The 25,140-nt window shown below is 70.5% G+C and carries 27 protein-coding genes, 1 pseudogene and 1 riboswitch; of the genes and pseudogenes, 12 read left to right on the top strand and 16 right to left on the bottom strand.

Annotated features, from left to right (window positions below; translation table 11 throughout):
• Window positions 1-18 precede the first annotated feature (18 nt).
• The 3 genes from F7R91_RS13495 to F7R91_RS13485 all read right to left on the bottom strand — a co-directional run bounded on the left by F7R91_RS13495 (window position 19) and on the right by F7R91_RS13485 (window position 3,165).
• Window positions 19-948 carry a 1-phosphofructokinase family hexose kinase gene (locus F7R91_RS13495; RefSeq protein WP_150947980.1) on the bottom strand — a complete coding sequence of 310 codons (930 nt, stop codon included), beginning with the start codon at window positions 946-948 and terminating at the stop codon, window positions 19-21.
• Window positions 949-1,069: 121 nt separating this feature from the next.
• Window positions 1,070-2,221 carry an N-acetylglucosamine-6-phosphate deacetylase gene (nagA, locus tag F7R91_RS13490; RefSeq protein ID WP_191971467.1) on the bottom strand — a complete coding sequence of 384 codons (1,152 nt, stop codon included), beginning with the start codon at window positions 2,219-2,221 and terminating at the stop codon, window positions 1,070-1,072.
• Window positions 2,221-3,165, bottom strand: a complete 945-nt coding sequence (locus F7R91_RS13485; RefSeq protein WP_150947978.1) for an ROK family protein — start codon at window positions 3,163-3,165, stop codon at window positions 2,221-2,223. The genes nagA and F7R91_RS13485 overlap by 1 nt, the downstream gene beginning before the upstream one ends.
• 106 nt (window positions 3,166-3,271) lie before the next feature.
• Between F7R91_RS13485 and F7R91_RS13480 the strand changes: the two genes are divergently transcribed.
• From F7R91_RS13480 to otsB, 3 genes are all read left to right on the top strand, one after another.
• Window positions 3,272-4,546, top strand: a complete 1,275-nt coding sequence (locus F7R91_RS13480) for an ABC transporter substrate-binding protein (RefSeq protein ID WP_456243066.1) — start codon at window positions 3,272-3,274, stop codon at window positions 4,544-4,546.
• Between the two features lie 17 nt (window positions 4,547-4,563).
• Window positions 4,564-4,797: a DUF3263 domain-containing protein gene (locus F7R91_RS13475; protein WP_150947976.1), complete on the top strand. Its 234-nt coding sequence runs from the start codon at window positions 4,564-4,566 to the stop codon at window positions 4,795-4,797.
• A gap of 121 nt (window positions 4,798-4,918) precedes the next feature.
• Complete coding sequence (otsB, locus tag F7R91_RS13470; protein WP_150947975.1) at window positions 4,919-5,767, top strand: trehalose-phosphatase; 849 nt, start codon at window positions 4,919-4,921, stop codon at window positions 5,765-5,767.
• Here the strand turns inward: otsB and F7R91_RS13465 are convergent.
• The gene (locus F7R91_RS13465) at window positions 5,755-7,173 is read right to left on the bottom strand and encodes an alpha,alpha-trehalose-phosphate synthase (UDP-forming) (RefSeq protein WP_150947973.1); all 1,419 of its coding nucleotides are present in this window, start codon (window positions 7,171-7,173) and stop codon (window positions 5,755-5,757) included. The genes otsB and F7R91_RS13465 overlap by 13 nt on opposite strands.
• A gap of 120 nt (window positions 7,174-7,293) precedes the next feature.
• Window positions 7,294-8,238, bottom strand: coding sequence for a glucosyl-3-phosphoglycerate synthase (locus F7R91_RS13460; RefSeq protein ID WP_150947971.1), 945 nt, complete (start codon window positions 8,236-8,238; stop codon window positions 7,294-7,296).
• Window positions 8,239-8,401: 163 nt separating this feature from the next.
• Window positions 8,402-8,557: riboswitch (SAM riboswitch) on the top strand.
• Window positions 8,558-8,575: 18 nt separating this feature from the next.
• Here F7R91_RS13460 and thrC point away from each other — a divergent pair.
• The 5 genes from thrC (at window position 8,576) to F7R91_RS13435 (ending at window position 14,127) form a co-directional block, all read left to right on the top strand.
• Window positions 8,576-9,856 (top strand): threonine synthase, encoded by a 1,281-nt coding sequence (gene thrC, locus F7R91_RS13455; RefSeq protein ID WP_150947969.1) that lies wholly within the window; start codon window positions 8,576-8,578, stop codon window positions 9,854-9,856.
• A gap of 42 nt (window positions 9,857-9,898) precedes the next feature.
• On the top strand, window positions 9,899-10,174 hold the full coding sequence (locus F7R91_RS13450) for a MoaD/ThiS family protein (RefSeq protein ID WP_119103018.1): 276 nt from the start codon (window positions 9,899-9,901) through the stop codon (window positions 10,172-10,174).
• Between the two features lie 441 nt (window positions 10,175-10,615).
• Window positions 10,616-10,822 carry a cold-shock protein gene (locus tag F7R91_RS13445; protein WP_007493268.1) on the top strand — a complete coding sequence of 69 codons (207 nt, stop codon included), beginning with the start codon at window positions 10,616-10,618 and terminating at the stop codon, window positions 10,820-10,822.
• 334 nt (window positions 10,823-11,156) lie between these two features.
• Complete coding sequence (gene groL, locus F7R91_RS13440; protein WP_150947967.1) at window positions 11,157-12,779, top strand: chaperonin GroEL; 1,623 nt, start codon at window positions 11,157-11,159, stop codon at window positions 12,777-12,779.
• A 193-nt stretch (window positions 12,780-12,972) separates the two neighbouring features.
• On the top strand, window positions 12,973-14,127 hold the full coding sequence (locus F7R91_RS13435; RefSeq protein ID WP_150947965.1) for an NADH:flavin oxidoreductase: 1,155 nt from the start codon (window positions 12,973-12,975) through the stop codon (window positions 14,125-14,127).
• A gap of 27 nt (window positions 14,128-14,154) precedes the next feature.
• On the opposite strand, the gene F7R91_RS13430 is transcribed toward F7R91_RS13435, so the two are convergent.
• The 4 genes and pseudogenes from F7R91_RS13430 to F7R91_RS13415 form a co-directional block, all read right to left on the bottom strand.
• On the bottom strand, window positions 14,155-14,724 hold the full coding sequence (locus F7R91_RS13430; protein WP_150947964.1) for a hypothetical protein: 570 nt from the start codon (window positions 14,722-14,724) through the stop codon (window positions 14,155-14,157).
• Between the two features lie 263 nt (window positions 14,725-14,987).
• Window positions 14,988-15,663, bottom strand: a pseudogene (locus F7R91_RS13425) (Uma2 family endonuclease).
• 59 nt (window positions 15,664-15,722) lie between these two features.
• Window positions 15,723-16,550, bottom strand: coding sequence for a hypothetical protein (locus tag F7R91_RS13420; RefSeq protein WP_150948074.1), 828 nt, complete (start codon window positions 16,548-16,550; stop codon window positions 15,723-15,725).
• Window positions 16,551-16,802: 252 nt separating this feature from the next.
• Window positions 16,803-17,189 (bottom strand): MerR family transcriptional regulator, encoded by a 387-nt coding sequence (locus tag F7R91_RS13415; protein WP_150947962.1) that lies wholly within the window; start codon window positions 17,187-17,189, stop codon window positions 16,803-16,805.
• A gap of 107 nt (window positions 17,190-17,296) precedes the next feature.
• Between F7R91_RS13415 and F7R91_RS13410 the strand changes: the two genes are divergently transcribed.
• Window positions 17,297-17,764, top strand: coding sequence for a hypothetical protein (locus F7R91_RS13410; protein ID WP_225320628.1), 468 nt, complete (start codon window positions 17,297-17,299; stop codon window positions 17,762-17,764).
• Here F7R91_RS13410 and F7R91_RS13405 read toward each other — a convergent pair.
• On the bottom strand, window positions 17,695-17,964 hold the full coding sequence (locus F7R91_RS13405) for a DUF397 domain-containing protein (protein WP_150947960.1): 270 nt from the start codon (window positions 17,962-17,964) through the stop codon (window positions 17,695-17,697). The two genes, F7R91_RS13410 and F7R91_RS13405, sit on opposite strands and share 70 nt — an antisense overlap.
• A complete protein-coding gene (locus F7R91_RS13400) occupies window positions 17,945-18,787 on the bottom strand; it encodes a helix-turn-helix domain-containing protein (RefSeq protein WP_150947958.1) in 843 nt (280 codons plus the stop codon). The genes F7R91_RS13405 and F7R91_RS13400 overlap by 20 nt, the downstream gene beginning before the upstream one ends.
• Before the next feature lie 133 nt (window positions 18,788-18,920).
• Between F7R91_RS13400 and F7R91_RS13395 the strand changes: the two genes are divergently transcribed.
• Window positions 18,921-19,313, top strand: a complete 393-nt coding sequence (locus F7R91_RS13395; protein WP_150947956.1) for a hypothetical protein — start codon at window positions 18,921-18,923, stop codon at window positions 19,311-19,313.
• Here F7R91_RS13395 and F7R91_RS13390 read toward each other — a convergent pair.
• From F7R91_RS13390 to F7R91_RS13380, 3 genes are all read right to left on the bottom strand, one after another.
• Window positions 19,285-20,691: a PTS transporter subunit EIIC gene (locus F7R91_RS13390; protein ID WP_150947953.1), complete on the bottom strand. Its 1,407-nt coding sequence runs from the start codon at window positions 20,689-20,691 to the stop codon at window positions 19,285-19,287. The two genes, F7R91_RS13395 and F7R91_RS13390, sit on opposite strands and share 29 nt — an antisense overlap.
• Window positions 20,692-20,707: 16 nt before the next feature.
• Window positions 20,708-21,643, bottom strand: coding sequence for an N-acetylmuramic acid 6-phosphate etherase (gene murQ, locus F7R91_RS13385; protein ID WP_150947951.1), 936 nt, complete (start codon window positions 21,641-21,643; stop codon window positions 20,708-20,710).
• 69 nt (window positions 21,644-21,712) lie between these two features.
• Entirely contained in the window at window positions 21,713-22,630 is a 918-nt protein-coding gene (locus F7R91_RS13380) for a MurR/RpiR family transcriptional regulator (protein WP_150947950.1), read from the bottom strand.
• A gap of 55 nt (window positions 22,631-22,685) precedes the next feature.
• Here F7R91_RS13380 and F7R91_RS13375 point away from each other — a divergent pair, with 55 nt between their 5' ends.
• Together F7R91_RS13375 and F7R91_RS13370 are read left to right on the top strand one after the other, a co-directional pair.
• Entirely contained in the window at window positions 22,686-23,069 is a 384-nt protein-coding gene (locus F7R91_RS13375) for a hypothetical protein (protein WP_150947947.1), read from the top strand.
• Complete coding sequence (locus F7R91_RS13370; protein WP_150947946.1) at window positions 23,066-23,350, top strand: DUF4031 domain-containing protein; 285 nt, start codon at window positions 23,066-23,068, stop codon at window positions 23,348-23,350. The genes F7R91_RS13375 and F7R91_RS13370 overlap by 4 nt, the downstream gene beginning before the upstream one ends.
• A gap of 4 nt (window positions 23,351-23,354) precedes the next feature.
• Here F7R91_RS13370 and F7R91_RS13365 read toward each other — a convergent pair whose 3' ends face one another.
• Together F7R91_RS13365 and F7R91_RS13360 are read right to left on the bottom strand one after the other, a co-directional pair.
• On the bottom strand, window positions 23,355-24,449 hold the full coding sequence (locus tag F7R91_RS13365; RefSeq protein WP_191971466.1) for a GNAT family N-acetyltransferase: 1,095 nt from the start codon (window positions 24,447-24,449) through the stop codon (window positions 23,355-23,357).
• A 26-nt stretch (window positions 24,450-24,475) separates the two neighbouring features.
• Complete coding sequence (locus tag F7R91_RS13360) at window positions 24,476-25,120, bottom strand: HD domain-containing protein (RefSeq protein WP_150947944.1); 645 nt, start codon at window positions 25,118-25,120, stop codon at window positions 24,476-24,478.
• Window positions 25,121-25,140 lie beyond the last annotated feature (20 nt).

Here is a 25,140-nt window from a genome sequence, read left to right as displayed (position 1 = left end):
CCAAACGACAGGCCCTGGTCACGCCGCACTGGCCTCCCCGGTCACCGCGACCCCGTCCAGCAGTTCCTCGTACACGCTGCGGACGAACTCGCCCGCCACCGGCGCCAGTACGCTCGCCGTGGACAGGGCGACCGCGCGGGCCAGCCGGTCCGGCCACGGAAGATGCTCGGCCAGGCCCGACAGCAGGCCCGCGACCGCCGAGTCGCCGGCGCCCGTCGGATTGCCCCGGACCCGGGTGGGCGGGGTGGCCCGCCAGCGGCCCTCCGGGGTCACCGCGAACAGGCCGTCGGCGCCCAGGGAGGCGACCACCGCGTGGGCGCCGCGCCGCCGGGCGTCCATCGCGCCGCGCACCGGCTCGTGGGAGCCGGTGAGTTCGGCCAGTTCCTCGGTGTTCGGCTTCACCACGTCGGGCCGGGCCGCCACCCCGCGGCGCAGCGGCTCGCCGCTGGTGTCCAGCAGCACGGGCACACCGGCGGCCCGCGCCGTCCGTATGAGCCCCGCGTACGCCCCGACCGGCACCCCCGGAGGGAGGCTGCCGCACAGCGCCACCGCCGACACGGACGGAAGCAGCTCCCCGTACACCTCCTGGAAGGCGGCCCACTCGGCCGAAGTGACCGTCGGCCCCGGTTCGTTGAGCTGGGTCGTGTCGCCCGTGCGGTCGTCCACGACGGCGATCGTGCGCCGGGTCGCGCCGGCGACCGGGACGAGCGCATCCACCACCCCCGCCACGGCCGAGAGCTGCTCCTGCACGACACGCCCGGTGGCGCCGCCCGTGAAGCCGGTGACCGTGACCTCGTGGCCCAGGGCCGCCAGGACCCGGGCCACGTTCAGGCCCTTGCCGCCGGGGCGTTCGGTCACCTCGGAGACCCGGTGCGCGGCATGCGTCCGCAGGGCGGGCACGCGATAGGTGATGTCGAGAGCGGTGTTCAGCGTGACCGTGAGGATCACGTGGGCCGACCTCCCCCGATGTGCAGGCGCTTGGCGTCTTGTCCGGAGGCCCGATCATGCCAAAGAGACGGCGGTCCGCCCAGGGGCGGGATCGGCCACCGTCTCCGTACGACCGGACAGATCAGGTCAGTTGGGGATCGACCACCCATTCGCCCCGGCGCATCACGCCCTTGAGGCCGAACTTCGCGTCCAGGACCACCAGGTCGGCGTCCTTGCCCGGCTCCAGGGAGCCCACCCTGTCGTACATCCCCAGGAGCCTGGCCGGGTTGACCGACAGCGCGGTCACCGTGTCCTCGACCGACAGCCCGTCGACCGTGACCGCCCGCCGGAAGGCGCGGTCCAGGGTGAGGGTCGAGCCCGCGATCGAGCCGCCCTCCACCAGACGCGCCACGCCCTCGCTGACCTCGACCTCCAGCGGGCCGAGCATGTAGCGGCCGTCGCCGATGCCGGCCGCGTCCATCGCGTCCGTGATGAACGCGACCCGGCCCGCGCCCGCGTGATGGAACGCCAGCTGGAGGGAGGCCGGGTGCAGATGCGTGCCGTCGTTGATGAGCTCGACCGTGACGCGTTCGTCCTCCAGGAGGGCCGCGATCGGACCGGGGGAGCGGTGGCCGAGGGCGGGCATCGCGTTGAACAGGTGCGTCGCGACCGTCGCGCCCGCGTCGATCGCCTCCACCGTCTGCTCGTACGTCGCGTCCGTGTGCCCGATCGCCGCGATCACCCCGTGCTCCGCGAGCAGCCGTACGGAGTCGATGCCACCGGGGAGTTCGGTGGCGAGCGTGACCATCCTGGCCCGGCCGCGCGCCGCCTCGATCAGTTTGCGGACCTCCGCCGGGTCCGGGTCCCGCAGCAGCTCCTCGGAGTGCGCGCCCTTGCGGCACGGCGAGATGAACGGGCCCTCGAAGTGGATGCCGGCGATCTCGCCCTGCTCCGCCAGCTCGGACAGCAGCCCCGCCTGTCTGACCAGGAAGTCCATGTCGTCGGTGACGGTGGAGGCGACCAGGGTGGTGGTGCCGTGCAGCCGGTGGGTGCGCAGCGCGGTGAGGATGTCCTCGGCGGAGCCGGAGAAGGAGGCTCCGCCTCCGCCGTGGTTGTGGATGTCGATGAATCCCGGGACCACCCAGTGGCCTCGGAGGTCGATCACCTGGGCGTCGGGGGGCGCCGAGCCGACGATCTTCGTGCCGTCGACGACTACCTGGCCGTCGGGGACGGTTCCCGTCGGGAGGACCACCTGAGCACCGGTGAGGATCGTCGGCCGCGGGTCGGTTGCCATCAGGTGGTTACCTCCAAACGGTCCGTGTTGTCGAGGAGATCCCAGGCCATGAGCCCCGCGCCCAGGCAGCCGGCCCTGTCTCCCAGCGCCGCGGGGACGATGGACGGCAGCTTCTGGAACGTGACCCTCCGCCGGACGGCGTCCCGCAGCGGTGTGAACAAGGTTTCCCCCGCCTCGGCGAGCCCGCCACCGATGATGAGGGTGCCGGGGTCCAGCAGGGTGAGCGCGGTGACCAGTCCGTCGGCGAGCGCGTCGACGGCGTCCTGCCACACCCGTACGGCGTGGGGATCGCCGCACTCGACGGCCTTCGCGCAGTCCGCCGCGTCCGCGCCCGGACCTCCGCCCGCCTCGGCCCACGCCTGGCTCACCGCCGCCGCGGACGCGTACCGCTCGAGGCAGCCGCGCTGCCCGCACGGACAGGGGGTGCCCCCGGGTCGTACGACCACATGGCCGATCTCGCCCGCGAAGCCGTGCGCGCCCGCCTCCACCCGGCCGCCGATGCCGATGGCGCCCGCGATGCCGGTGCCCAGCGGCACGAACAGAAAGCGGTCGGCGCCCTGGCCGGCGCCGATCCGGCCCTCGGCGAGACCGCCGGTGCGCACATCGTGGCCCAGGGCGACCGGGACGCCGCCGAGCCGCTCGGCGAGCAGATCGCGCAGCGGTACGTCCCGCCAGCCCAGGTTGGCCGAGTAGGCGGCGATGCCCCGTTCGGCGTCGACGATGCCGGGGACGGCGACGCCGGCGGCGGCCGCGTGCTCGCCGAAGTGCTCGGCGCCGTACGCGCTGAGCTCGGCGGCGAAGCCGAGGACGGCCTCGACGACCGCGTCGGGTCCGCGCTCGCGCCCGGTGGCGCGGCGGGCCTGGTGCAGCAGCTCGCCGTGGGGTCCTGCCAGAGCGGCCTTCATCCCGGTGCCGCCCACGTCGAGGGCGATGACATGTCTCACGGGGACAGTGTGACCTTTTACCTGCAAGAGGTCTAGTCCACTAAGTGGTGTAGACCCTATCGTTCGGCCTGTCGAAAGATTCCGGCCGAGGGTGGGGGCGAGCGAAGTGCAGCGGCGTCGAACAGGAACGATCGCGGCGGTGGCCGCCCTCGGCATGACGGCGGTCCTCGGCGGATGCGGGGTCGTCGACGGCATCGGGGGCAGTGAGGACGTCACCCTCAGGCTGGTGGCCGCCGACTACGGCGACAGCGCGGCGAACAGCTCCGTGAAGTACTGGGACACGCTCGTCGACGAGTACGAGGCCGAGCATCCGGACGTGAAGATCGACGTCACCGTCTACTCCTGGAACGACGTCGACCGCAAGGTCAAGGAGATGGTCGACGCCGGGCACGCGCCCGACCTGGCGCAGATCGGCGCGTACGCCGACTACGCGGCGAAGGGCCTCCTCTACAAGGCCGGCGACCTGCTCTCCATCCGCACGCAGGCCGACTTCGTCCACCAGCTCGCCGGCGCGGGCGAGGTGAAGGACGTGCAGTACGGACTGCCGTTCGCGTCCTCCACACGCCTGCTCTTCTACAACAAGACCCTCTTCAACAAGGCGGGGCTCACCCCGCCGAAGACCTGGAACGACCTCGCCGCCGACGCGGAGGCGCTCAAGGCGCGGGGCGTGACCTACCCGTACGCCCTGCCGCTCGGCCCGGAGGAGGCACAGGCCGAGACCATGCAGTGGCTGCTCAGCGGCGGGGGCGGCTACACCGACCGGGTCGGTACGTACGACATCGACTCCACCGAGAACGCCGACACCCTCACCTGGCTCAGGGACGAGCTGGTCGGCAAGGGGCTGACCGGACCGGTCGCGCCCGGCAAGCTCGACCGGGCCGACGCGTTCGCCGCGTTCGCGGACGGGGACGTCGGGATGCTCAACGGCCATCCCACGCTGATGAAGATCGCCACGGCGAAGGGGGTGAAGGTCGGCATGGTGCCGATGCCCGGCGTGGACGGCGCGAGCGACGTGGCGATGGGTGTCGCCGACTGGATGATGGCCTTCAGGGAGAACGGTCACGCCGAGCAGGCCGGGGACTTCCTCGACTTCGTGTACAGCGAGAAGAACGTGCTCGCCTTCTCCCGCGAGTACGACCTGCTGCCGGTCACCAACTCCGCGTCCGAGATCATGAGCACGGCGCAGCAGGACGCGGACCTCAGGCCGTTCCTCAAGGAACTCCCGCTGTCCGAGCTCTACCCGGTCGGCAAGACCTCCTGGGCCGACGTCAGCGCGCACATCAAACAGCAGATGGGCCAGGCGGTAGCTCCGGGCGGTGATCCGAAGGCGGTCCTCAAGCGCCTCCAGGGAACGGCCTCGGCCGCGCAGGGCACGAGTTAGCCGGTACGGTGCGAGGCATGGACCAGGAACAGCTAGGCCGCCGGGAACAGGACATCCTCGCCCTGGAACGCCGCGGCTTTCCGGGCCCCGGCGCAAAGGAACGAGCCATACGCGAGGAACTGGGCCTGGCCCCGATCCGCTACTACCAACTCCTCAACGCGCTCCTGGACGACGAGCGCGCCTTGGCCCACGACCCGATCACGGTGAACAGACTGAGAAGGGTCCGCGACTCCCACCGCACGGAGCGCTGAGCGCCGAGCGCTCCGCTGGAAGTGCCGCGATGCGTCGTCGGCCGTCCGCGGCGCCATCGTGGCTGGTCGCGCAGTTCCCCGCGCCCCTTCAGGGCGCTGCCGAACCGTATAGGGTCCCCTCATGGGCAGTCACACGGACTCCAAGGACCCGCACCCCACAACCCAGGCCGGCCGCGACGGACTTGCCGCCCTTCTCTCCCGCCCCGAGCGAGCGGTGGTCGCGCTCGACTTCGACGGCACCCTCGCCCCCATCGTCCCCGACCCCGAACAGGCCCGAGCCCACCCCGACGCCGTCCCCGCGCTTGCCGCCCTCGCCCCGAAGGTCGCCTCCATCGCGGTGATCACCGGCCGTCCCGCAGCCGTTGCCGTCCAGCACGGCGGCTTCGCCGGCGTCCCCGGCCTGGAACACCTCGTCGTCCTCGGCCACTACGGCGCCGAACGCTGGGACGCCGTGACCGACACCGTCACCGCCCCCGCCCCCCACCCCGGCCTCACCGCGGTCCGCGCCGAGCTGCCGACGCTGCTGGACAAGTCCGGCGCCGCGCAGGGCGCATGGATCGAGGAGAAGGGCCGCGCCGTCGCCGTGCACACCCGCCGCGCCGCCGACCCGGAGGCCGCCTTCGAGGCCCTGCGCGAGCCCCTCACCGACCTGGCCACCCGCCACGGCCTCATCGTGGAACCCGGCCGCATGGTCCTCGAACTCCGCCCGCCCGGCATGGACAAGGGCGTGGCCCTGCTCAAACACGTACGGGAAACCGACGCGGCCTCGGTCCTCTACGCCGGCGACGACCTGGGCGACCTGCGCGCCTTCGCCGCCGTCGACGAACTCCGCTCGGACGGCACCCCGGGCCTGCTGGTGTGCAGCGGCAGCGACGAGGTCACCGAGCTGACGGAGCGCTCGGACCTGGTGGTCGACGGCCCCGAGGGCGTCGTACGGCTGCTCGCGCGTCTGGCGGCTCAGCTGGGCTGATCGCCGAGCGCGTGCAACTGCTCCAGGAACCACTGCGCCGGAGGCAGCGCGGTCGCCGCCGCGGCCAGCCGCTTCGTGCGCTCGGCCCGCTCGCCGTCCTGCATGGTCAGCGCGCTGCGCAGCGCCCGCGCCGTCTCCACCACGTCGTACGGGTTGACGGCGATCGCATCCTCCCGCAGCTCCTCGTACGCCCCCGCCTCCCGGGACAGCACCAGCACGCACCCCTCGTCGGAGACGACCGGTACCTCCTTCGCCACCAGGTTCATGCCGTCCCGGATGGGGTTCACCAGGGCCACGTCCGCCAGCCGGTAGGCCGCCAGCGACCGCGCGAAGTCGTCCTTCAGGTGGAGCACGACGGGGGTCCAGCCCGGCGTGCCGTACCGGGAGTTGATCTCCTCGGCCACGCGCCGCACATCGGCCATGTAGTCGCGGTAGACGGCGAGATCCTGCCGTGAGGGGTAGGCGAACGCGAGGTGCACCACGCGCTCGCGCCACTCGGGGTGGTCGTCGAGCAGCTGCCGGTACGCCAGCAGCCCGCGCACGATGTTCTTCGACAGCTCGGTCCGGTCGACCCGTACGACGGCCCGGCGGGGACTCCCGTCCGGGCCCGCGCCGATCTCGGCCCGCAGCGCGGCCATCCGCTCCTCGACGTCGGCCTCGTGCGCCCGCTTGCGCAGGAAGTCGGCGTCGGCTCCCAGCCCGTGCACGCCGACCCGGGTCCCGCCGAGCCCGCCGGCGAACTCCGTGGCGCAGGCGGTGAACGCGTCCGCCCAGCGGTGGGTGAGGAAGCCGAGCCGGTCGGCGCCCAGCATTCCGCGCAGCACCTGTGCGGCGATGTCGTCGGGCAGCATCCGGAAGTACTCCGGCGGCGCCCACGGCGTATGGGAGAAGTGGCCGATCCTGAGGTCGGGGCGCAGCTCGCGCAGCATCCCGGGCACCAGCGTGAGGTGGTAGTCCTGGACGACCACCGCCGCCCCTTCGGCCGCCTCCTGCGCCAGCGCCTCGGCGAAGGCGCGGTTGTAGGTCTCGTACGACGCCCACTGCCGCCGGAACTCCGCGTCGAAGACCGGCTCCAGGGGGGTCTGGTACAGCATGTGGTGGACGAACCACAGCACGGAGTTGGCGATGCCGTTGTACGCGTCGGAGTGCACGTCCGCCGGGATGTCCAGCATCCGCACCCCGGCCTCGCCGACCCCTCGGCGCACTGCCTCGCGGTCGCCGTCGCCGAGTGCGGAGCACACCCACAGGGCGCCCGCGTCCGGCCCGATCGCCGACAGACCGGAGACCAGCCCGCCGCCACCGCGCCTGGCGTGCAGCGAGCCGTCCTCCCGGACCTCGTACGAGACGGGGCCGCGGTTGGACGCGACGAGCACCGGGGCACCCTGAGCAGCCTGCGTGGAAGCCATACGCCTCAACCTAGCCCGGCCCGGAAACGCTCAAACGTACGTACGGCCTTGCGGGGGCTGTATACGGACGGCCGGAATCCGTAACAGAACCCCTCGCCCAGACTCGCTCACAGCCCACGGTCAGGCCACTTTTCTGGCGGCGTACTCCGCGATCTCCACCATCGGCGGGCGTTCCTCCGTGTCCACCGAGTAGGTGCGTGGCTCGAAGCCGTCCTCGCCCCGTTCGAACTGGGTGAGGGAGGGGCGGATCAGATGGCCACGGGCCAGCCGGAGCTGGGCCGTGCGGTAGATCGCGGCGGCCATCCGGCCGAGGGCCTGGCCGTCCTGGTGGCGGTGCTTGCGCACCCCGACGTCGACCTGGGCCAGGGCGTCCAGCCCCACCAGGTGCAGCGCGTCGACCAGCATGCCCAGCTCCACCCCGTATCCGACCGGGAAGGGAAGCTGTTCCAGCAGCGAGCGGCGGGCCGCGTACTCCCCGCCGAGCGGCTGCACGAATCCGGCCAGCTGCGGCCAGTGCATGTTCAGCAGCGGGCGGGCCATCAGCTCGGTGACCCGGCCGCCCTGCCCTGCCGCGCCGGCGAGCGGGCGGTCGTACATCGCCTTGACGAGGTCGACACCGGGGTCGGTGAGCAGCGGGCCCACGATCCCGGAGACGAAGTCGGAGGAGAACTCCCTCAGGTCCGCGTCGATGAAGCAGACGATGTCCCCGCTCGTGACCAGGAGCGAGCGCCACAGCACCTCGCCCTTGCCCGGGACGGGCGGGATGCGCGGCAGGATGTCGTCGCGGTGGACGACCCGGGCGCCCGCCGCCGCGGCCACCTCGGAGGTACGGTCGGCCGACCCCGAGTCGACGACGACGATCTCGTCGACGAGGGGGACCTGATGCATGAGGTCGTGACGGATCACGGCGACGATGTCACCGACTGTCTCCTCCTCGTTGAGCGCGGGCAGGACGACGGAGACCGACTGGCCCGTGCGCTGCTTGGCAGCGAGAATCTTGTGCACCGGGCGATCGGTCAGGGACCAGGAGCGGGTGCTCAGCCAGCGCTCGACTTCTTCCAGCACAGTGCGCGGCTCCTCTGCGTTCTCTCGGCGAGTATGTGATCACCATGTGATCCATCTCGCGGTTCGGACGGCTATCTCAACTGTCCTGGCCGTCGGTTACAGTCTTGAACAACGCTGATGACCATCGCATGTCGGTGGCCGTCCCGTGCGTACAACCGAATACCGCTCATCCAGAGGGGCAGAGGGACACGGCCCGATGAAGCCCCGGCAACCCTCCAGCCGGTCTCGTAGATCAGTGTTGATCGTTTCGTGAGGCTCCCCGGCTAGGGAAGGTGCCAAATCCGTCTCACGGCGAGATGCGTCGTGAGGAAGATGAGGAGAAAGGGCCTCGCCTCACATGGCTGTGCAGACTGTTGCAAGCACCACCGACTCCGTCGATCTCGGTCCCGCCGCGGCGCTCTCCTGCCGCGAGTGCGGTCACCGGGTACCCCTCGGGCCGGTCTTCGCATGCGAGGAGTGTTTCGGCCCGCTCGAGATCGCGTACGACTTCTCCGCCTATGACACGGAGGAGCTCCGCAAGCAGATCGAGGCGGGACCCGCGAACATCTGGCGCTACGCGCCGCTGCTGCCCGTTCCCGCGGACGTGGCCGACAAGCCCAACATCAACCCCGGTTGGACGAAGCTCGTCAAGGCCGACAACCTCGCGCGCGAACTCGGCGTGACCGGCGGGCTGTACGTCAAGGACGACTCCGGCAATCCGACCCACTCCTTCAAGGACCGGGTCGTGGCCCAGGCCATCGAGGCCGCGCGCGCCTTCGGCTTCACCACCCTCTCCTGCTCCTCCACCGGCAACCTCGCCGGTGCCGTCGGCGCCGCCGCCGCCCGCGCCGGGTTCCGCTCCTGCGTGTTCATCCCGCACGACCTGGAACAGGGCAAGGTCGTCATGGCCGCGGTGTACGGCGGCGAGCTCGTCGGTATCGAGGGCAACTACGACGACGTGAACCGCTTCTGCTCCGAGCTGATCGGCGACCCGGCCGGCGAGGGCTGGGGCTTCGTCAACGTCAACCTGCGGCCGTACTACGCCGAGGGCTCCAAGACACTGGCGTACGAGATCTGCGAGCAGCTCGGCTGGCGGCTCCCCGACCAGCTGGTGGTTCCCATCGCCTCCGGCTCCCAGCTCACGAAGATCGACAAGGGACTGCAGGAGCTGATCAAGCTCGGGCTCGTCGAGGACAAGCCGTACAAGATCTTCGGTGCGCAGGCGGAGGGCTGCTCCCCGGTGTCCGTCGCCTACAAGGCGGGCCACGACGTCGTCCGGCCGCAGAAGCCGGACACCATCGCCAAGTCGCTGGCCATCGGCAACCCGGCGGACGGTCCGTACGTCCTCGACATCGCGCGCCGTACGGGCGGTGCGGTGGAGGACGTGACCGACGAGCAGATCGTGGACGCGATCAAGCTGCTGGCGCGGACGGAGGGGATCTTCGCGGAGACCGCCGGTGGTGTGACGGTGGGTGTCACGAAGAAGCTGGTCGAGAACGGTCTGCTGGATCCTGCGCTGACGACCGTCGTCCTGAACACCGGCGACGGGCTGAAGACGCTGGACGCGGTGGCCGGTACGGGGCTGACCGCGACCATCCGTCCCAGCCTGGATTCGTTCCGCGAGGCCGGTCTCGTCTAGTTCCGTTTGTCCAGGTCAGCTGCCCTACCGGAGGTCAATAGCATGAGCGTCAACGTCCGCATCCCCACCATCCTGCGCACCTACACCGGTGGCCAGGCCGAGGTGGCCGCCGAGGGGGCCACCCTCGCCGAGGTCATCGCCGATCTGGAGAAGAACCACACGGGTATCGCCGCGCGTGTCCTGGACGATCAGGGCAAGCTGCGCCGGTTCGTCAACGTGTACGTGAACGACGACGACGTCCGGTTCGAGCAGGGGCTGGAGACGGCGACTCCGGACGGCGCGGGCGTCTCCATCATTCCGGCCGTGGCCGGCGGCTGACCGGGGCCGATTGTTACCCTAGGTAATGCCGATTACCAAGAGTTCATGCGATTGCCCCCTCCGTGAGAGAAACGGAGGGGGCAATTCTGCATGGTTGAGCGCGGTACAGTTGGGGAACCCGCTGTCCTTCGCGTGCCGGACGCATATGAGTTCCGGCTCCACGTGCGACGAGAAGTAGCCAAAGTGTGCACGCCTTTTGCGCCATTCGCGCCTTTTGGGTGACCCGACTTGCCCTGAATTCGGGCGAATTCTCCGTACATTCCCGACCGGTCATGCCTGGATTTCTCGTCCGATTGACCTGTTGCAGACGGCAGTTGGACAGATACATTCAGCCGCGGTCGACGCGTTCCGGCGCACGCCCCCAAACCTGTGGGGGGTGAGGTCTGACCCGGATCCGCGAAGTGTGGATCTGTGCAAGGGCCAGTAATAGGGGAGTTAGGCATGGCTCAGGGCACCGTCAAGTGGTTCAACGCGGAGAAGGGGTACGGCTTCATCGCGGTCGACGGTGGTGCGGATGTTTTCGTCCACTACAGTGCGATTCAGATGGACGGCTACCGCACCCTGGAAGAGGGCCAGCGGGTCGATTTCGAGATCTCGCAGGGCCAGAAGGGGCCGCAGGCGGACATGGTCCGTCTGGCGACCGGCTGAAGCACGCGCCGGGTTACTGCAGCGACGTTCTTCTGTTCTTCGAAGGGCTCGCACCCCATGGGTGCGAGCCCTTCGGCATGCCCGGAGCCGGGCACCGGCCCGGGCCGGGCTCCGCGCCACTCAACGAGCCCGCGACGCGGGCGCACCTTGCACTCGGACGGGGCGAGTGCTAATCATTGGCGTTAGCACTCTGAAGGTGAGAGTGACAACGAGGACCGGGTCGGTGAGGCCCGCAGGCCGGGTGGGGCAAGGAACCACGAGGCCGGCGAGCCGTCCGTCGCGGGCGCCAGCGCGGTCCGGAGCAATCCACCCCAGTCCGGGAGGACCACTTCACATGGCCAAGATCATCGCGTTCGACGAGGAGGCGCGGCGTGGCCTCGAGCGCGGCATGAACCAGCTCGCGGACGCCGTCAAGGTGACGCTCGGCCCCAAGGGCCGCAACGTCGTCCTCGAGAAGAAGTGGGGCGCCCCCACGATCACCAACGATGGTGTGTCCATCGCCAAGGAGATCGAGCTCGAGGACCCGTACGAGAAGATCGGCGCCGAGCTGGTCAAGGAAGTCGCCAAGAAGACGGACGACGTCGCCGGTGACGGTACGACCACCGCGACCGTTCTCGCCCAGGCGCTCGTCCGCGAGGGTCTGCGCAACGTGGCCGCCGGTGCCAACCCGATGGCCCTCAAGCGCGGTATCGAGAAGGCCGTCGAGGCCGTCTCCGGTGCCCTGCTGGAGCAGGCGAAGGATGTCGAGACCAAGGAGCAGATCGCTTCCACGGCCTCCATCTCCGCCGCCGACACCCAGATCGGCGAGCTGATCGCCGAGGCCATGGACAAGGTCGGCAAGGAAGGCGTCATCACCGTCGAGGAGTCCCAGACCTTCGGTCTGGAGCTGGAGCTCACCGAGGGTATGCGCTTCGACAAGGGCTACATCTCGGCGTACTTCGCCACCGACATGGAGCGTATGGAGGCCGTCCTCGACGACCCGTACATCCTGATCGCCAACTCCAAGATCTCCTCGGTCAAGGACCTGCTCCCGCTGCTGGAGAAGGTCATGCAGTCGGGCAAGCCGCTGCTGATCATCGCCGAGGACGTCGAGGGCGAGGCCCTGTCGACCCTGGTCGTCAACAAGATCCGCGGCACCTTCAAGTCCGTCGCCGTCAAGGCCCCGGGCTTCGGTGACCGTCGCAAGGCCATGCTCGGCGACATCGCCATCCTCACGGGCGGCGAGGTCATCTCCGAGGAGGTCGGCCTCAAGCTGGAGAACGCGACCCTGGACCTCCTGGGCCGCGCCCGCAAGGTCGTCATCACCAAGGACGAGACCACCATCGTCGACGGCGCCGGCTCCGCCGACCAGGTCGCGGGCCGGGTCAACCAGATCCGCGCCGAGATCGAGAACAGCGACTCCGACTACGACCGCGAGAAGCTGCAGGAGCGCCTGGCGAAGCTCGCCGGCGGTGTCGCGGTCATCAAGGCCGGCGCCGCCACCGAGGTGGAGCTCAAGGAGCGCAAGCACCGCATCGAGGACGCGGTGCGCAACGCCAAGGCGGCCGTTGAGGAGGGCATCGTCGCCGGTGGTGGCGTGGCGCTCATCCAGGCCTCCACCGTCTTCGAGAAGCTGGACCTGGAGGGCGACGAGGCGACCGGCGCCGCCGCCGTCAAGCTCGCGCTCGAGGCCCCGCTGAAGCAGATCGCCGTCAACGCCGGCCTCGAGGGCGGTGTCGTGGTGGAGAAGGTGCGCAACCTGACCCCGGGCCACGGTCTGAACGCCGCGACCGGTGAGTACGTCGACCTGGTCAAGGAAGGCATCATCGATCCGGCGAAGGTGACCCGTTCCGCGCTGCAGAACGCCGCCTCCATCGCCGCGCTGTTCCTCACCACCGAGGCCGTCATCGCCGACAAGCCGGAGAAGGCCGCGGCCCCGGCCGGCGGCGGCATGCCGGGCGGCGACATGGACTTCTGATCCTCCCGAGGATCGGTATTCCTGCCGAGGGCGGCACTCCCTGGAGACAGGGGGTGCCGCCCTCGGGCGTGTCCGGGATCACAGGGGTCGGCGGGGGCTGTCCGGAATGCTGTGGTGGGTGTGGCTGGTTGAGGTGGGCATAGCGTCCATGCGTATGCACATACCGACCGGTTGAATTGCAAGGAGCCCGCCCGTGTCCGTCACCGCCTCCGAATCCGCCTCGCAGTCCGCCTCGCAGTCCGCCTCCCGTGCGGCCCGGATCCTCTCCCGGCCTGCCTCGATCAACGGGCTGACCGTCCCCAACCGCATCGTGATGGCGCCCATGACGCGTCAGTTCTCCCCGGGCGGCATCCCCGGCGCGGATGTGGCGTCGTACTACTCCCGCCGTGCCGCCGCGGGTGTCGGTCTGATCGTCACCGAGGGCACCTACGTCGGTCACGAGTCGGCCGGGCAGAGCAACCGCGTCCCCCGTTTCCACGGCGAGGAGCAGCTGGCGGGCTGGGCGAAGGTCGCCGAGGCGGTGCACGCGGCGGGCGGAAGGATCGTGCCGCAGCTGTGGCACATCGGCATGGTGCGCACGCAGGGCCAGCCGCCGTACGCCGAGGCACCCGCCGTCGGCCCGTCCGGCCTGCGGATCGGCGCCACCGAGCCGACCGGCAGGGCGATGACCCGGCGGGACCTGGACGACGTCGTCGGCGCGTTCGCGGAGGCGGCCGCGGCGGCGGAGCGGATCGGCTTCGACGGCGTCGAACTGCACGGCGCCCACGGCTATCTGCTCGACCAGTTCCTGTGGGCGGGCACCAACCGCCGCACGGACGCCTACGGCGGTGACGCGGTGGCCCGCACGAAGTTCGGGGCGGAGATCGTGGCCGCGGTGCGGGAGTCGGTCTCCCCCGACTTCCCCGTCATTTTCCGCTACTCGCAGTGGAAGCAGGAGGCGTACGACGCTCGCCTCGCCGAGACCCCGGAGGAACTGGAGGCCATCCTCGCGCCGCTGGCCGCGGCCGGCGTGGACGCCTTCCACGCCTCCACGCGCCGCTACTGGCTCCCCGAGTTCGACGACTCCGACCTCAACCTGGCCGGCTGGACGAAGAAGCTGACGGGCAAGCCGGTCATCACGGTGGGCTCGGTCGGCCTCGACGGCGACTTCATCAAGGCGTTCATGGGCGAGGGCTCCCCCCTCAAGAGCATCGACGACCTCCTCGACCGCCTGGAGGCGGAGGAGTTCGACCTCGTCGCCGTGGGCCGCGCCCTGCTCCAGGACCCGGAGTGGGCGGCGAAGGTCCTGGCCGGCCGCTTCGAGGATCTGACGGCGTACGACGCGGCGGCGCTGAAGACGCTGAGCTGACGCTCCTCGTCGTGTTCGCGTGGCCTGCTAGAGGTTGCCGAGTGGTTCGATGTCGACGCGTACCGGAGTGCCCCAGATGCGCAGGACCTCGTAGTCGGTGAACTCGTGGACGAGCCGGTAGGCCATCGCGGCGCGGGGGCCGCGGCGTTGGGCGGCGATGTACAGCTCGGCCTCGTGGCGGTCGCGGCGCGGGGTGCCGCACAGCTGCCATGACTGCCCGTTCCACTGCTCGGGCAGCCAGCGCTGCTGGGGCTGCGGGCGGTCCTCGCGCACGCCGTAGCGGGAGGGGGCCGGGTCGACGGGCCGGGGATGGATGGCGGGACCGTTGATCTCGGCCCGGCGGGCGGCTCTGCGCCGGGTCTCGCACAGCAGACACAGGTCGGGGGCGTTCTCGTCGACGGGCCCGTTGGGGTGCTCGGGGCAGCGGGTGGAGGGGGCGGCCGTGGTGACGCTCTCCTCCAGCAGATCCAGGGCCCGCCGCAGATCGGCCTTGACCTCGTGCAGCCGGGCATCCGGGGTGTCACCGGTCAACGCCTCCCCGTGCTCCCCGAGAAGACGCAGGGCACGGCCCAGGGCGGTGAGCTGGGCGTGGTTCATGGGGTGCGGCTCCGGTTCATGCTGGTTCGTTTGGCGCTCTCCGTCACGACGTCGACTCCTCATGCTGGTGCTCGTCTTCGGCTTTTAGTTGAGCCATGAACTCGTCGTGGGGCACGGGCACAAGGGACGCGCCCGCCTCGCGAGCCCGCGCTTCGGCGATGTCCACGTCATCGTGAAGCCGTTGCAGATTCTCGCGCGTGGGTGATGGGTTCACATTCACCGGGTTGCCTTTGTGCCCGTCCAGATGTGGCTCTGTGCGGACATCAGTCCGCGTAGTCCTTGAGTTTCTCGGTGTCCAGGGTGACGTTCACCGGTGCCGGGAGCTGGACGGAGGCCCCGTACGGGTACGAGGGGTTCTGCTGGTAGACGCCGTTCTTCGGGATGCTGTACACGGTGAGAGTGTCGCTGTCCCGGTCGATGAGCAGGTAGACGGGGATACCGGCCTCCGCGTTGCCGCGGACCTTGTCGACACGGTCGCGTCGGTCGGTGTCGCGGTCGTGGGAGGTGACTTCGACAACCATGAGGACACCCTCGGGGTCGGCCCACTCACCCTCCTGGGCAATGAAGTGGTCGAGCGGCGCCAGCGCTCCGTCCGCGCAGGCGTGCCCCTTGCGATACGCGCCGATCTTGAGGCTCTGCTCCGGACAGGGCCAGTTCGGGGCGCAACTGTACGAACAGCCGGAGGAGCCACATGACGATGCCCCTGTGACGCTGGTCCGGCAACGGCTTGACCTCAAGCTTTCCATCGATGAGTTCGAGTTTGACGCCCTCCGGCGCCCTCTGGGCAAGCTCCTCGAAGTCCTCGACGGAGATGCGGTCGCCCTTGACGTACAGCCGCCCGTTGATGAATTCGAGCTCGACGTTGTGCGGAGCCCTGCGGGCAAGCTCCTCGAAGTCCTCGGCGGACATCTGCGGGCGCTGGGCGGTGCTGGGGGTCATGGCCTCGCCTCCTCCCCTCCATGGTGCCCCGGGGAGGTGTCTGCGGACTGTCGGAGCACTCATTCGCGTGGCCTTTCGGCTCGGGGGGCCATCGCTGCGCGGGCCTCGGCGGCGAGAGTGCGGACCGTGGCAGCGGTGAGCGGTATGGCGGGGCGGGCGGGGGCGTGGCTGTCGCCTCGGCAGGCGCCGCAGATTCCGCCGGGGAGTGCTTCGGGCCGGCCCGGGATGCCGCACTTGGCGCACTCCAGGATGCGGAGGGGCGGGCGCGGGGGCGGTGGTGGGGCCGGTTCCGGCGGGAGTTTGGTGGTCAGACGGTTGCGGACGAGGGCCGCCGGGTGGTGGACCGGGGTGGGCAGGCCGACGGTCAGGGCGCGGAGTACGTCGGTGTCGGTGGCGCCTCGTGCGTACCACTCCGTGACGAGGGGTGCGAGGGCGGCGCAGTCGGCGGCGGAGAGGGAGAGGGTGGGGGCTTCTCGGCCGAGGGCGGCGAGGAGGATGTGGGCGCGGGTGCGGGTGGGGCCGGGAGGAGGTTCGGCCGTGTCGTGTACGTCGCCTCGGGTGAACGCCGCCCACCAAGGGTCGTCCCGTGCGGTACGGGTGAACCACGTTCGGGTGATCCAGCGGGAGCCGCCGCTGTCCGCGGCAAGGTGTTCACGCCCTCGGCGCAAGTGACCTGCCCGTTGAAGGTTGTTGAGGGCGGTGCGGAGGGCGCACTGTCCGTACGGCAGCGTCTTGGCCAGTGTCTTTACGGAGATGTCGGCGCCGTCGGGAAGGCGGTCGAGGTAGGCGGCGATCGCGGCTTCGCGGGGTGGGAGGTGGGCGAAGTCGTGGGGCGAGTGGGGGAGTTGGTGGGGCGCGGAACGCTTGCCGTAGCCCGGATTGGCCATGGGGTGGGGGAAGGCGTGCGCGGGCGGGCAGGCAGGACTAAGGTTGGCTTCAGCCACGGGATCGCCTCTCGATCTCGTTGGTTAAGCCCCCGCAGGTGTTGCTAGCGCCTGACGGGGGCTGTTCGTTATGCGGGCACGCCAGAGGATCGTGACTGTGCGTGGCAAGCCGAACGCGTCAAGTCAACTCGCCGGGTGGGAAGGTGGGTTGAAGCCCTCCACCCGTTCCTTGGAAAGAGGGCTCGGGGCTGGGAGCTAGGAGCTGGAGGCTTGAGCTTCGGGCGGGTGTTCGGCCGGGCGTAGGGGGCAGCCTGTGCCTATGCGGGTGGTCAGGTCCGTGCGTAGCCTGGACAGTTCGGCTATGCGGGCGTCGATCAAGTGGACCTTTTGTTGGAGCAGGTCGGACAGGGCTTCTGCCGAGTCCGGGGCCTCTCGCAGGTCCTCGCCGTGGCGGGCTATCTCCGTGAGGGAGAAGCCGAGCTTCTGGGCTGTGCGGATGTAGTGCAGCCAGGTCACCGTCTCGGGTGGGAAGTCGCGGTAGCCGTTGGGCAGGCGGTGGCCCGTGATGAGGCCGACCTTCTCGTAGAAGCGGATGGTGTCTCTGGTCATCCCCGCCTGTGCGGCCAGCTCTCCGATGCGCATGGTCCTCCCCCGGGCGATCGCTTGACCTTGGACCGTACTCCAGTGTTTAGCGTGAGGCGCGTTGCCGTCCGTCCCAGTGACCAGAGAGCTGCGGGAGCGCTGTTGTGATGCCTCACCTCTATCTTCGTGTTGTGCGTGCGAGCGCCTGGTACGACCTTGTCGTCACGGCGGGATTCGCTACGCCCTGGACTTACATGCTCGTGCATGATGCGTTGAATTCGACGGGGCGAACCTGGGGGCTGGGTGAGCTGCCCGAACTCGATTCGGCTCAGGTCCTGTACGCCAATCTGATGGGGTCTGTCATCGTGGTGTGGGCCCTCCTGCGCATCGTCAGGCCGCTCGCGGTGCACGGGCTGTTCGACGGCGTCGCCCGCGTGCTCTTCACCGCCTGGCAGGCGTACGCCCTCGCCCACGGGGCGCCCCGGTTCCTTTGGCTGTTCCTCGGCGTCGAGGTGGTGTTCTGTGTCGTCCAGCTCGTCCCCTGGTGGCGGGAGGGCGGCCCGTATCAGCGTGCCTTCACCGCTTCGACGAACGCCGACCACGCTTCCGCTCGGAACAGGAGCTTGGGGCCGTGAGAGCCAGCCTTGGAATCGCGTACGGGGACGAGGGCGGGGTGGCAGTCGGCGACTTCGAGGCAGTCGCCGCCCTGACCCCCGCTGTACGTCGACTTGCGCCAGTGGGCGACTTCCAGGCAGTCGCCGCCATCGCCGCCGCTGTAGCTGGACTTGTGCCAGATGACTGGGCTCGGGGCGGGCTCAAGGATGCTGTTCTGCATGCCCGTAATCCTGCGCCACCGACTCGATCAGGGCCAGGGATTCGGACGCGGAAAGGGACTCGGCGAGGAGGAGATTGAACATCCGGGTGTGGCGGGCCACGGTTGCCGGGTCGTCCAACAGCTTCCCCATGTCCGGGGCTTCCACAAAGGAGAGAGGAGGGGCGTCGGCGAACTCCATGAGCTTCAGAGGGCCGTCCATTGCGGAGTGCGCCCCCCGACTGAACGGCAGCACCTGCACGATGATCCTGCGTTGTCGGATGAGCGTCATGACGTGCTGAAGCGTCTGCGCCATCACTCCCGGCCCGCCCGTCTCCCGACGCAGTACGGCCTCGTCAAGCACCACCCACAACATGGGCCTTGTTGGATCGTCAAGGAGGTGGCTGCGTTCGAGGCGGGCCGCCACCAGCGCGTCGATCTCCGCATCCGGTGCCGTCGGCTTGTAGGCGCGGAACACCGCCTCCGCGTATGCCCTTGTCTGGAGCAGCCCCGGAATCAGCAGCGTCGTGTACTGGCTGATGGCCGTAGCTCTCGCTTCCGCCTCCGCCGCCTCCGCAAAGTGATCCGGATACCTCGACTTCGCCGCCGCCCCGCAGTTCCGCCGGAAGAAATCCTCCGCCCCCAGCACCTCGTCCAGCATCCGCGCATACTCCGGCTGCATCCGCCGTGTGCCCGCCTCCAGTTGGCCGATGAACGACCCGCTCACGAACAGCCGTTGGCCCAGTTCCTCCTGGCTCAGGCCCGCCTTCTCGCGGGCGTGGCGTAACTCCGCGCCCAGGAGTGCGCGGGGTGATGACGACGGGTCGAGGTCCTTCGGTCCGGCCATGGCGGCTCCCATGTCTGAACCGACTGAACGCGTCGAACATCAAAGGTTGTTGGGGTGTCCCGTCTGGCCAGGTTAGACGCGCAACGGACACGCTGTGTGGTGAATCACGAACTCAGCGTGGAGGTACGGGACCGTGCGGTCGACCGAAGAAGTCGTGCAGGCGTTGCGGGAGGCACTCGTCGGCGTGGGTGTCGTGCTGCCGTCGCTCGCCGTCGATCCCGTGACCGGCGCGAGCGAGGAGCCGTTCGCGCTGGTCGACCTGGGTCGCTGCAATGTCCGTACGGCGGAGCGGCTGGCGTCCGTGCTGCGCGGCGAGGTGCCGGCGGTCGGGTCGCATGTCGTGGATGTGCGGGACGGGCGGATCGGGGAGGTGATGGGGCACCTGGGTGGCAGGGTGCAGCTGCGGCCTGTCGCCGGGGGCCGGGAGTGGGACTGTTCGCCGGAGTCGACCGGACCGGCACCGCCGGGTGATGTGCTGCGGGCGCAGGTGCGGAAGGTCAACGGCGAGGGGCGGCTTCCCTGCTGACGGGGCGGGACGCGAGTTCGCCGGTGAAGCCGAAGGCGTAGGTCGTCAGGAAGCCCGCCATATAGGCCGTCAGCAAACCGCCCGCGTAGATCGCCGCCGATACCGCCAGGGCTCTGTTGCCCGCCAGCAGGGGGAACAGGGCCCAGCCCGACGGGCCGATCGCCGTCGCGCCCACCGTGTCGCCGAGCATCGCGAAGAAGCCGACGAAGGCGCCGCCTGCCGCGCCGCCCGCGCAGGCGGTGAGGAAGGGGCGGCCGAGCGGGAGGGAGACGCCGTAGATCAGGGGTTCGCCCACGCCGAGCAGTCCCGCCGGAAGCGCCGACCTGATCGTCGTACGGAGGGAGGTGTCGTGGCGCAGGCGGACGTACACCGCCAGTGCCGCGCCCACCTGGCCGGCGCCCGCCATGGCGAGGACGGGGAGCAGGACCGTATGGCCCTGTTGGTCGATGAGGGTGGTGTGGATGGGAATCAGGGCCTGGTGCAGGCCCAGCATCACCAGGGGGAGGAACAGACCGCCGAGGACCAGGCCCGCGAACGCGCCCGTGGTCGTCAGCAGCCAGTTCGCCGCGGTGCCGATCGCCGACGAGACCCCGCCGGCGACGTACATGAGGCCGTACAGCGTCACCAGGCCCGACACGAGGACCGTGAGCGTGGGGGTGACGAGGACGTCCAGGGCCGCCGGGACCCGGCTGCGGCACCACTTCTCCACGTAGGTGCCGAGCAGCGCGGCGGCCAGCGCGCCGAGCACTCCGCCCTGGCCGGGGGCGAGTGTCACCCCGAACGCCGTCACCTTCGCCACGCCCGGATACACCACCACGGCGGCCACCGCACCGCCCAGCACTGGGGTTCCCCCGAACTCCTTCGCCGTGTTGTGGCCGACGAACACCGCGATCAGGGCCATGAAGGCGGAGGCGATGGCGGCGAGCGCCGGGGTCGCGCCGGGCAGCCATCCCAGGTTGACCAGCAGCCCGTTGAGGCCCGCGAGGACGCCGCAGCCGATCAGTGCCGGGATCAGCGGCACGAAGATGTTCGCCAGGCGGCGTAGTGCCCGCTTCAGCGGGGTCGCGTTGCGCTGCTGTTGCGCCGCCTTCAACTCGGTGCCCCGCGCGGCCAGTTCGCCCGCCCGCGTGCGCCCCACCAGTGCCTCGAACTCCGGCGTCACCTTCGCGACCACGCCCGGACCCAGCACGATCTGGTACGTGTCGTCGTCGACGAGACCGAGCACGCCCGGCACCGCCCGCAACGCCTCCTCGTCCACCAGGGAGCGATCGGCCAGGCCCAGACGCAGCCGGGTCATGCAGTGGGCGACGGAGGTGACGTTCGCGGGGCCGCCCACCAGGGGGAGGATCGCGGCGGCGGTGTCATGGGAGGTGTGCACCTCCCGAGCGTGCTGGTCAGCCGCCCGCCGCCGCCAGCGCGGCACGCAGATGGCCGCCGGACTCCTCCAGAAGGCGGTCCGCCGTCGGGCCGTCGACGCCGGCGAGGATCGTCAGGATCGCGTTCTTCACCTCGCCGTCCGTCGCCGCCAGCGCCCGCTCGATCTCCTCGTCGCCCGCGCCGGTGGCCAGAGCGACGATCCGGCGGGAGCGGGCGCGCAGCTTCTCGTTCGAGGCGCGTACGTCGACCATCAGATTCCCGTACGTCTTGCCCAGCCGGATCATCGTGATCGTCGAGAGCATGTTGAGCACCAGCTTCTGTGCCGTGCCCGCCTTCAGCCGGGTGGAACCGGTGAGCAGCTCCGGCCCCACGACGATCTCGATGCCGTGCTCGGCCGCCGCGACGAGGGCGCTGTCCGCGTTGCAGGCCAGGCCGATGGTCAACGCCCCGCGCGCCCGGGCGTGCCGGACCGCGCCGATCGCGTACGGAGTGCGTCCGGAGGCAGAGATCCCGACCACGGTGTCGGTGGCGGTCAGGGCGAGCGCGTCGAGGTCGGCGCGGGCCAGTTCCGCGGAGTCCTCCGCCCCTTCGACGGAGGTCACCATGGCCCCGGGTCCGCCCGCGATGAGCCCCCTGACCTGCTCGGGGTCCGTGTTGAAGGTGGGCGGACACTCGGAGGCGTCCAGCACACCCAGCCGGCCGGCGGTGCCGGCACCGGCGTACACCAGCCGCCCGCCCCGCGCCATCCGCTCCGCCACGGCATCGATCGCCGCGGCGATCTCCGGCAGCCGCGCCGCGACGGCCGCGGGCACGGTGGTGTCCTCACTGTTCATCAGCCGCGCGAGGTCGAGCGTGGGCAACTGGTCGATGTCGGCGAGTTCCGGCCGGAAGGCTTCGGTGGTCAGGGTCTCCAACTGGGCCTGGAGTTCACGGTGCGGGGAGGTGGACGCCATGAGGGAGCAGCTCTTTCCGGATTACGGTGATCTTTTGTACCTGCGGACTACCTGCCGACTGCCTGCGGACTACCGGCGATGCCGATGCGCCAGCGCCTCATAGGACGCTGCCAGCGCCTCCGCCGCCCGGTCATAGGTCCGCTGCGCCACCCCCACGAACAGACAATCCACGACCAGCAGCTGACTCGTCCGTGAGGACATCGCCGCCGGCCGCAGCTCACTCTCCCGCGCCGTGGACGTGGTCAGTACATGATCGGCGTACTGGGTCACCGCACCGTCGGGCCGCCCGGTGATCGCCACCGTCGTCGCCCCGTGCTCGAACGCCACCCGCAGCGGCTCGATGACATCCCCGGTCGACCCGGAGTGCGTGATCGCGATCGCCACATCGCCCGCGCGCAGCTGCACCGCGTTGGTGACGGCGAGGTGCGGATCGCTGTGCGCGTGGGCTATGAGCCCTATGCGCAGCAGCTTCTGGGTGAGGTCCTGGGCGACCAGCCCCGACGCCCCGACGCCGTACACATCGATCCGCCGTGCGGCCGCCGCCGCCGTGACGGCCGCGGTGAGCTGGACGGTGTCGAGGCCGGCCGCGGTGTCGGCGAGGGTCTGCTGTTCGTCGTAGGCGAGTTTCGCGACCACGTCGGCGATGGGGTCGTCCACCGCGATGTCCGTGGTGATCGCGGGTGCGCGGCCGGACTGCTGCTGGGCGGCGAGCCCGGCGAGGGCGAGGCGCAGGTCCCGGTAGCCGGGGTAGCCGAGCAGCCGGGCGGTGCGCACGACCGTGGCCTCGCTGGTGCCGGTGAGTTCGGCGAGGCCGGTGACCGTGAGGGCCGCGCAGCCGGCCGGGTCGTTCGCCACGGCCTCGGCGACCCGTTGCATGGAACGGGTCATGGAGGGCGCGAGCATGCGCACCTTGGCGGCGAGGGCGGCGGGTGCGGGTGGTGTGCGCCCCGCAGCGGGCCCGAAAATTTCCTTCACTTTCTGGCTCACAAATGAAAGATATTTTCGGCTCCGCCGTGTGGTCAAGAGTGCGCACAATGGAAGCATGGATCCCGTCAGTCCGCTTGAGCAGGCGCTGCACGCCGCCCGCGCCCGGGTGCTCTCCGACCTCGCGGCAGGCGATGTCGCCGCGGCGGACGTGGTGTCCATGGTCGAGGCGTCCGTCGTACAGCGGCGCTGGTGGGTCGAGCAGTGGCCGGAGGGTGCCGCGTATGTGGCCGGGCTGGTCGCCCAGGACGTGCAGGACGCGCTCCTGGAGCGGTACGGCCGCTGGCCCCTGTGCCCGGTGTGCGGCTCCGGCGACCCGCACGCGCTGGACGTCGAACCGGAACTCGGCCCCGACCCGCACTGGGTGTGCCACAAGGCGGGCGTGAAGGTCGCCGCGGTCGGATCGCTGGGGTCGGCGGCCGGCGGGGCGGCGCCCTCGTGACGGTGTACATCGACCCGCCCGCCTGGCCGGGGCACGGGCGGATGTGGTCGCACCTCGTCAGCGACGTCTCCTTCGACGAACTCCACAAGTTCGCCGACGAGTTGGAAGTCCCTCGGCGCGCCTTCGAGCGGGACCACTACGACATCCCCTCCCACCGGTACGCGGACGCGGTGCGCGCCGGAGCGGTGGAGGTCAGCAGCCGCGAGGTGGTGCGGCTGCTGACGGAGGCGGGGTTGCGGCGGCCGAAGGGGCGCCGGGCCGCCCGGCCGCCCGCTTCCTGAGTCTTCAGCCGCGCAGTTCGTAGGCGAGGAGCCCCTCGTCGCCGTAGTCCTCGCTCACCTGCACGAAGCCGGCGCGGGAGATCACGGCCTGCGACGGGGAGTTGTCGTGTTCGATGGTCGCGAACAGGGTCGTCACGTCGTCCCGTGCGAGCGCCCACTCGGCCAGCGTGCGCAGGGCCTCGGTGGCATAGCCGTTGCCTCGGGCGGCCTCGGCCAGGTCGTAGCCGATCTCCGTGCGGCCGTCCTCGTCCGGGGCGCCGTGGAAGCCGAGGCCGCCGACCGCGCGGCCGTCCTCGTGCCGTACCACGACGAACAGGCCGAACTCCGGCCGGTGTACGCCCGCCTCGTACGCCTTGACCATCATCCCGGCGGCCTCCCGCGTGCCCTCGTAGGGGCCGTCCCCGACCCACTCGAAGCCGCCGTCACCGCCCGCGCTCAGGTCGGCGGCGGCCGCGGGTGTCACGCCCTGGAGGCCGACCCGGTCGGCCGGGACGACCAGGTTGTTGTTCCAGCGCCATGCGGTGACCGGGGCGCGGCCGGGGAGTTCGCCGCGGCCGGTGGCCCACAGCAGGGTGCGCCAGTGGTCGGGGCCGGGCGGGACGTGCGGGAAGATCCGGGTCAGGACGTACTCGGGGAGGTGGGCGGGGGGTTCGTACGGGAGGTCCATGCCCTCGGCGATGTCGTGCGTGTGCAGCAGGACCTCGGCGATGCCCATCGCGGCGAAGCCCGCGCGGTCCGCGCTGCGGAAGGGGAACGGGTGAAAGGCGCGCACCTCGCGCGGGGTGGTGCGGAGGGTGGCGGCGAACAGCGCGCCGGTCGTCTCCACGACCTGGACGACGCCCGCGTTGTCGGCGCGGTCCAGGCCGTCCTCGGTGCCGTCGAGGGTGATCTCGAAGGGGACGTACGCGTCCTGTGCGCGCCCGGCGAGCTGTCCCGCGTACGCGAGGAGATCGCTCGCGATGTGCGCCGCCGTCTTCTGGCAACTCCACTCCAGCCGGCCGGCGCCCACCTGCTCCCAGTCCCGGTCCACCACCGCCCGCAGTACGTCCGCACAGCCCGCGACGGCTTCTTCCACCCGTTCCCCGCCCATGAATCGCATGCGGGCAGGGTAGGCGGCCCGGACCCTCAGAGCGACAGCATTTCCAGCTCGGAGCGGAGGTTGTAGCGCGCCGTCGCCTCCCACTCCGCCTGCCCGTGCGGCGTTCTGAACAGCCGTGGCAGGTCGAGGAGTTGGCGCAGAATCGCGGCGCGGCCCGCGCGGAAGGCGTCGCTGTGGACGAAGTGGTACTCCTCGCGGACGGCGGCGGTGTAGGCGGCGTACACGGAGGGGGGCGAGGCGAGAATCGCCAGGTCGGCGTCGCACAGGACCTGTCCGTCGCGGTCGTCGTCGGCCGGGTCGTGGCCGACGGTGAGCCGGATCAGACGGGCGACCTCGGCGGTCCTGTCCGCCGGCACCCCGGCCTCGGGAAGGGCGCGCTCGGCGAGGCGGGCCGAGCGCTCCTCGTTCTCCGAGCGGTCGGGCAGGTACACCGCGTCGTGGAACCAGGCGGCCAGCCGCACGACGTCCGGGGCGGCGGCGTACTTCTCCAGTACGTCGATGTGGTCGAGGACCGCGGTGAGGTGCGCGAGCGTGTGGTACCGGCGCTGCGGCTCCTGCCAGCGGGCGAGCAGGTTGTCGGCGTACGGGGCCGGGTCCGGGCCGGCGCCGGGGGCGCGGGCGCCTTCGAGGGCGCGGGCGAAACGGGTGCGCAGGGTGTCTGGATCGACCATGTGCTCATTCTCCCGCCGCG

The organism is Streptomyces luteolifulvus, assembly GCF_008806595.1.
Classification (GTDB): domain Bacteria; phylum Actinomycetota; class Actinomycetes; order Streptomycetales; family Streptomycetaceae; genus Streptomyces; species Streptomyces luteolifulvus.
The sequence above is the reverse complement of the archived record's forward strand: the minus strand, read 5'-3'. Positions and strand labels throughout refer to the sequence as shown.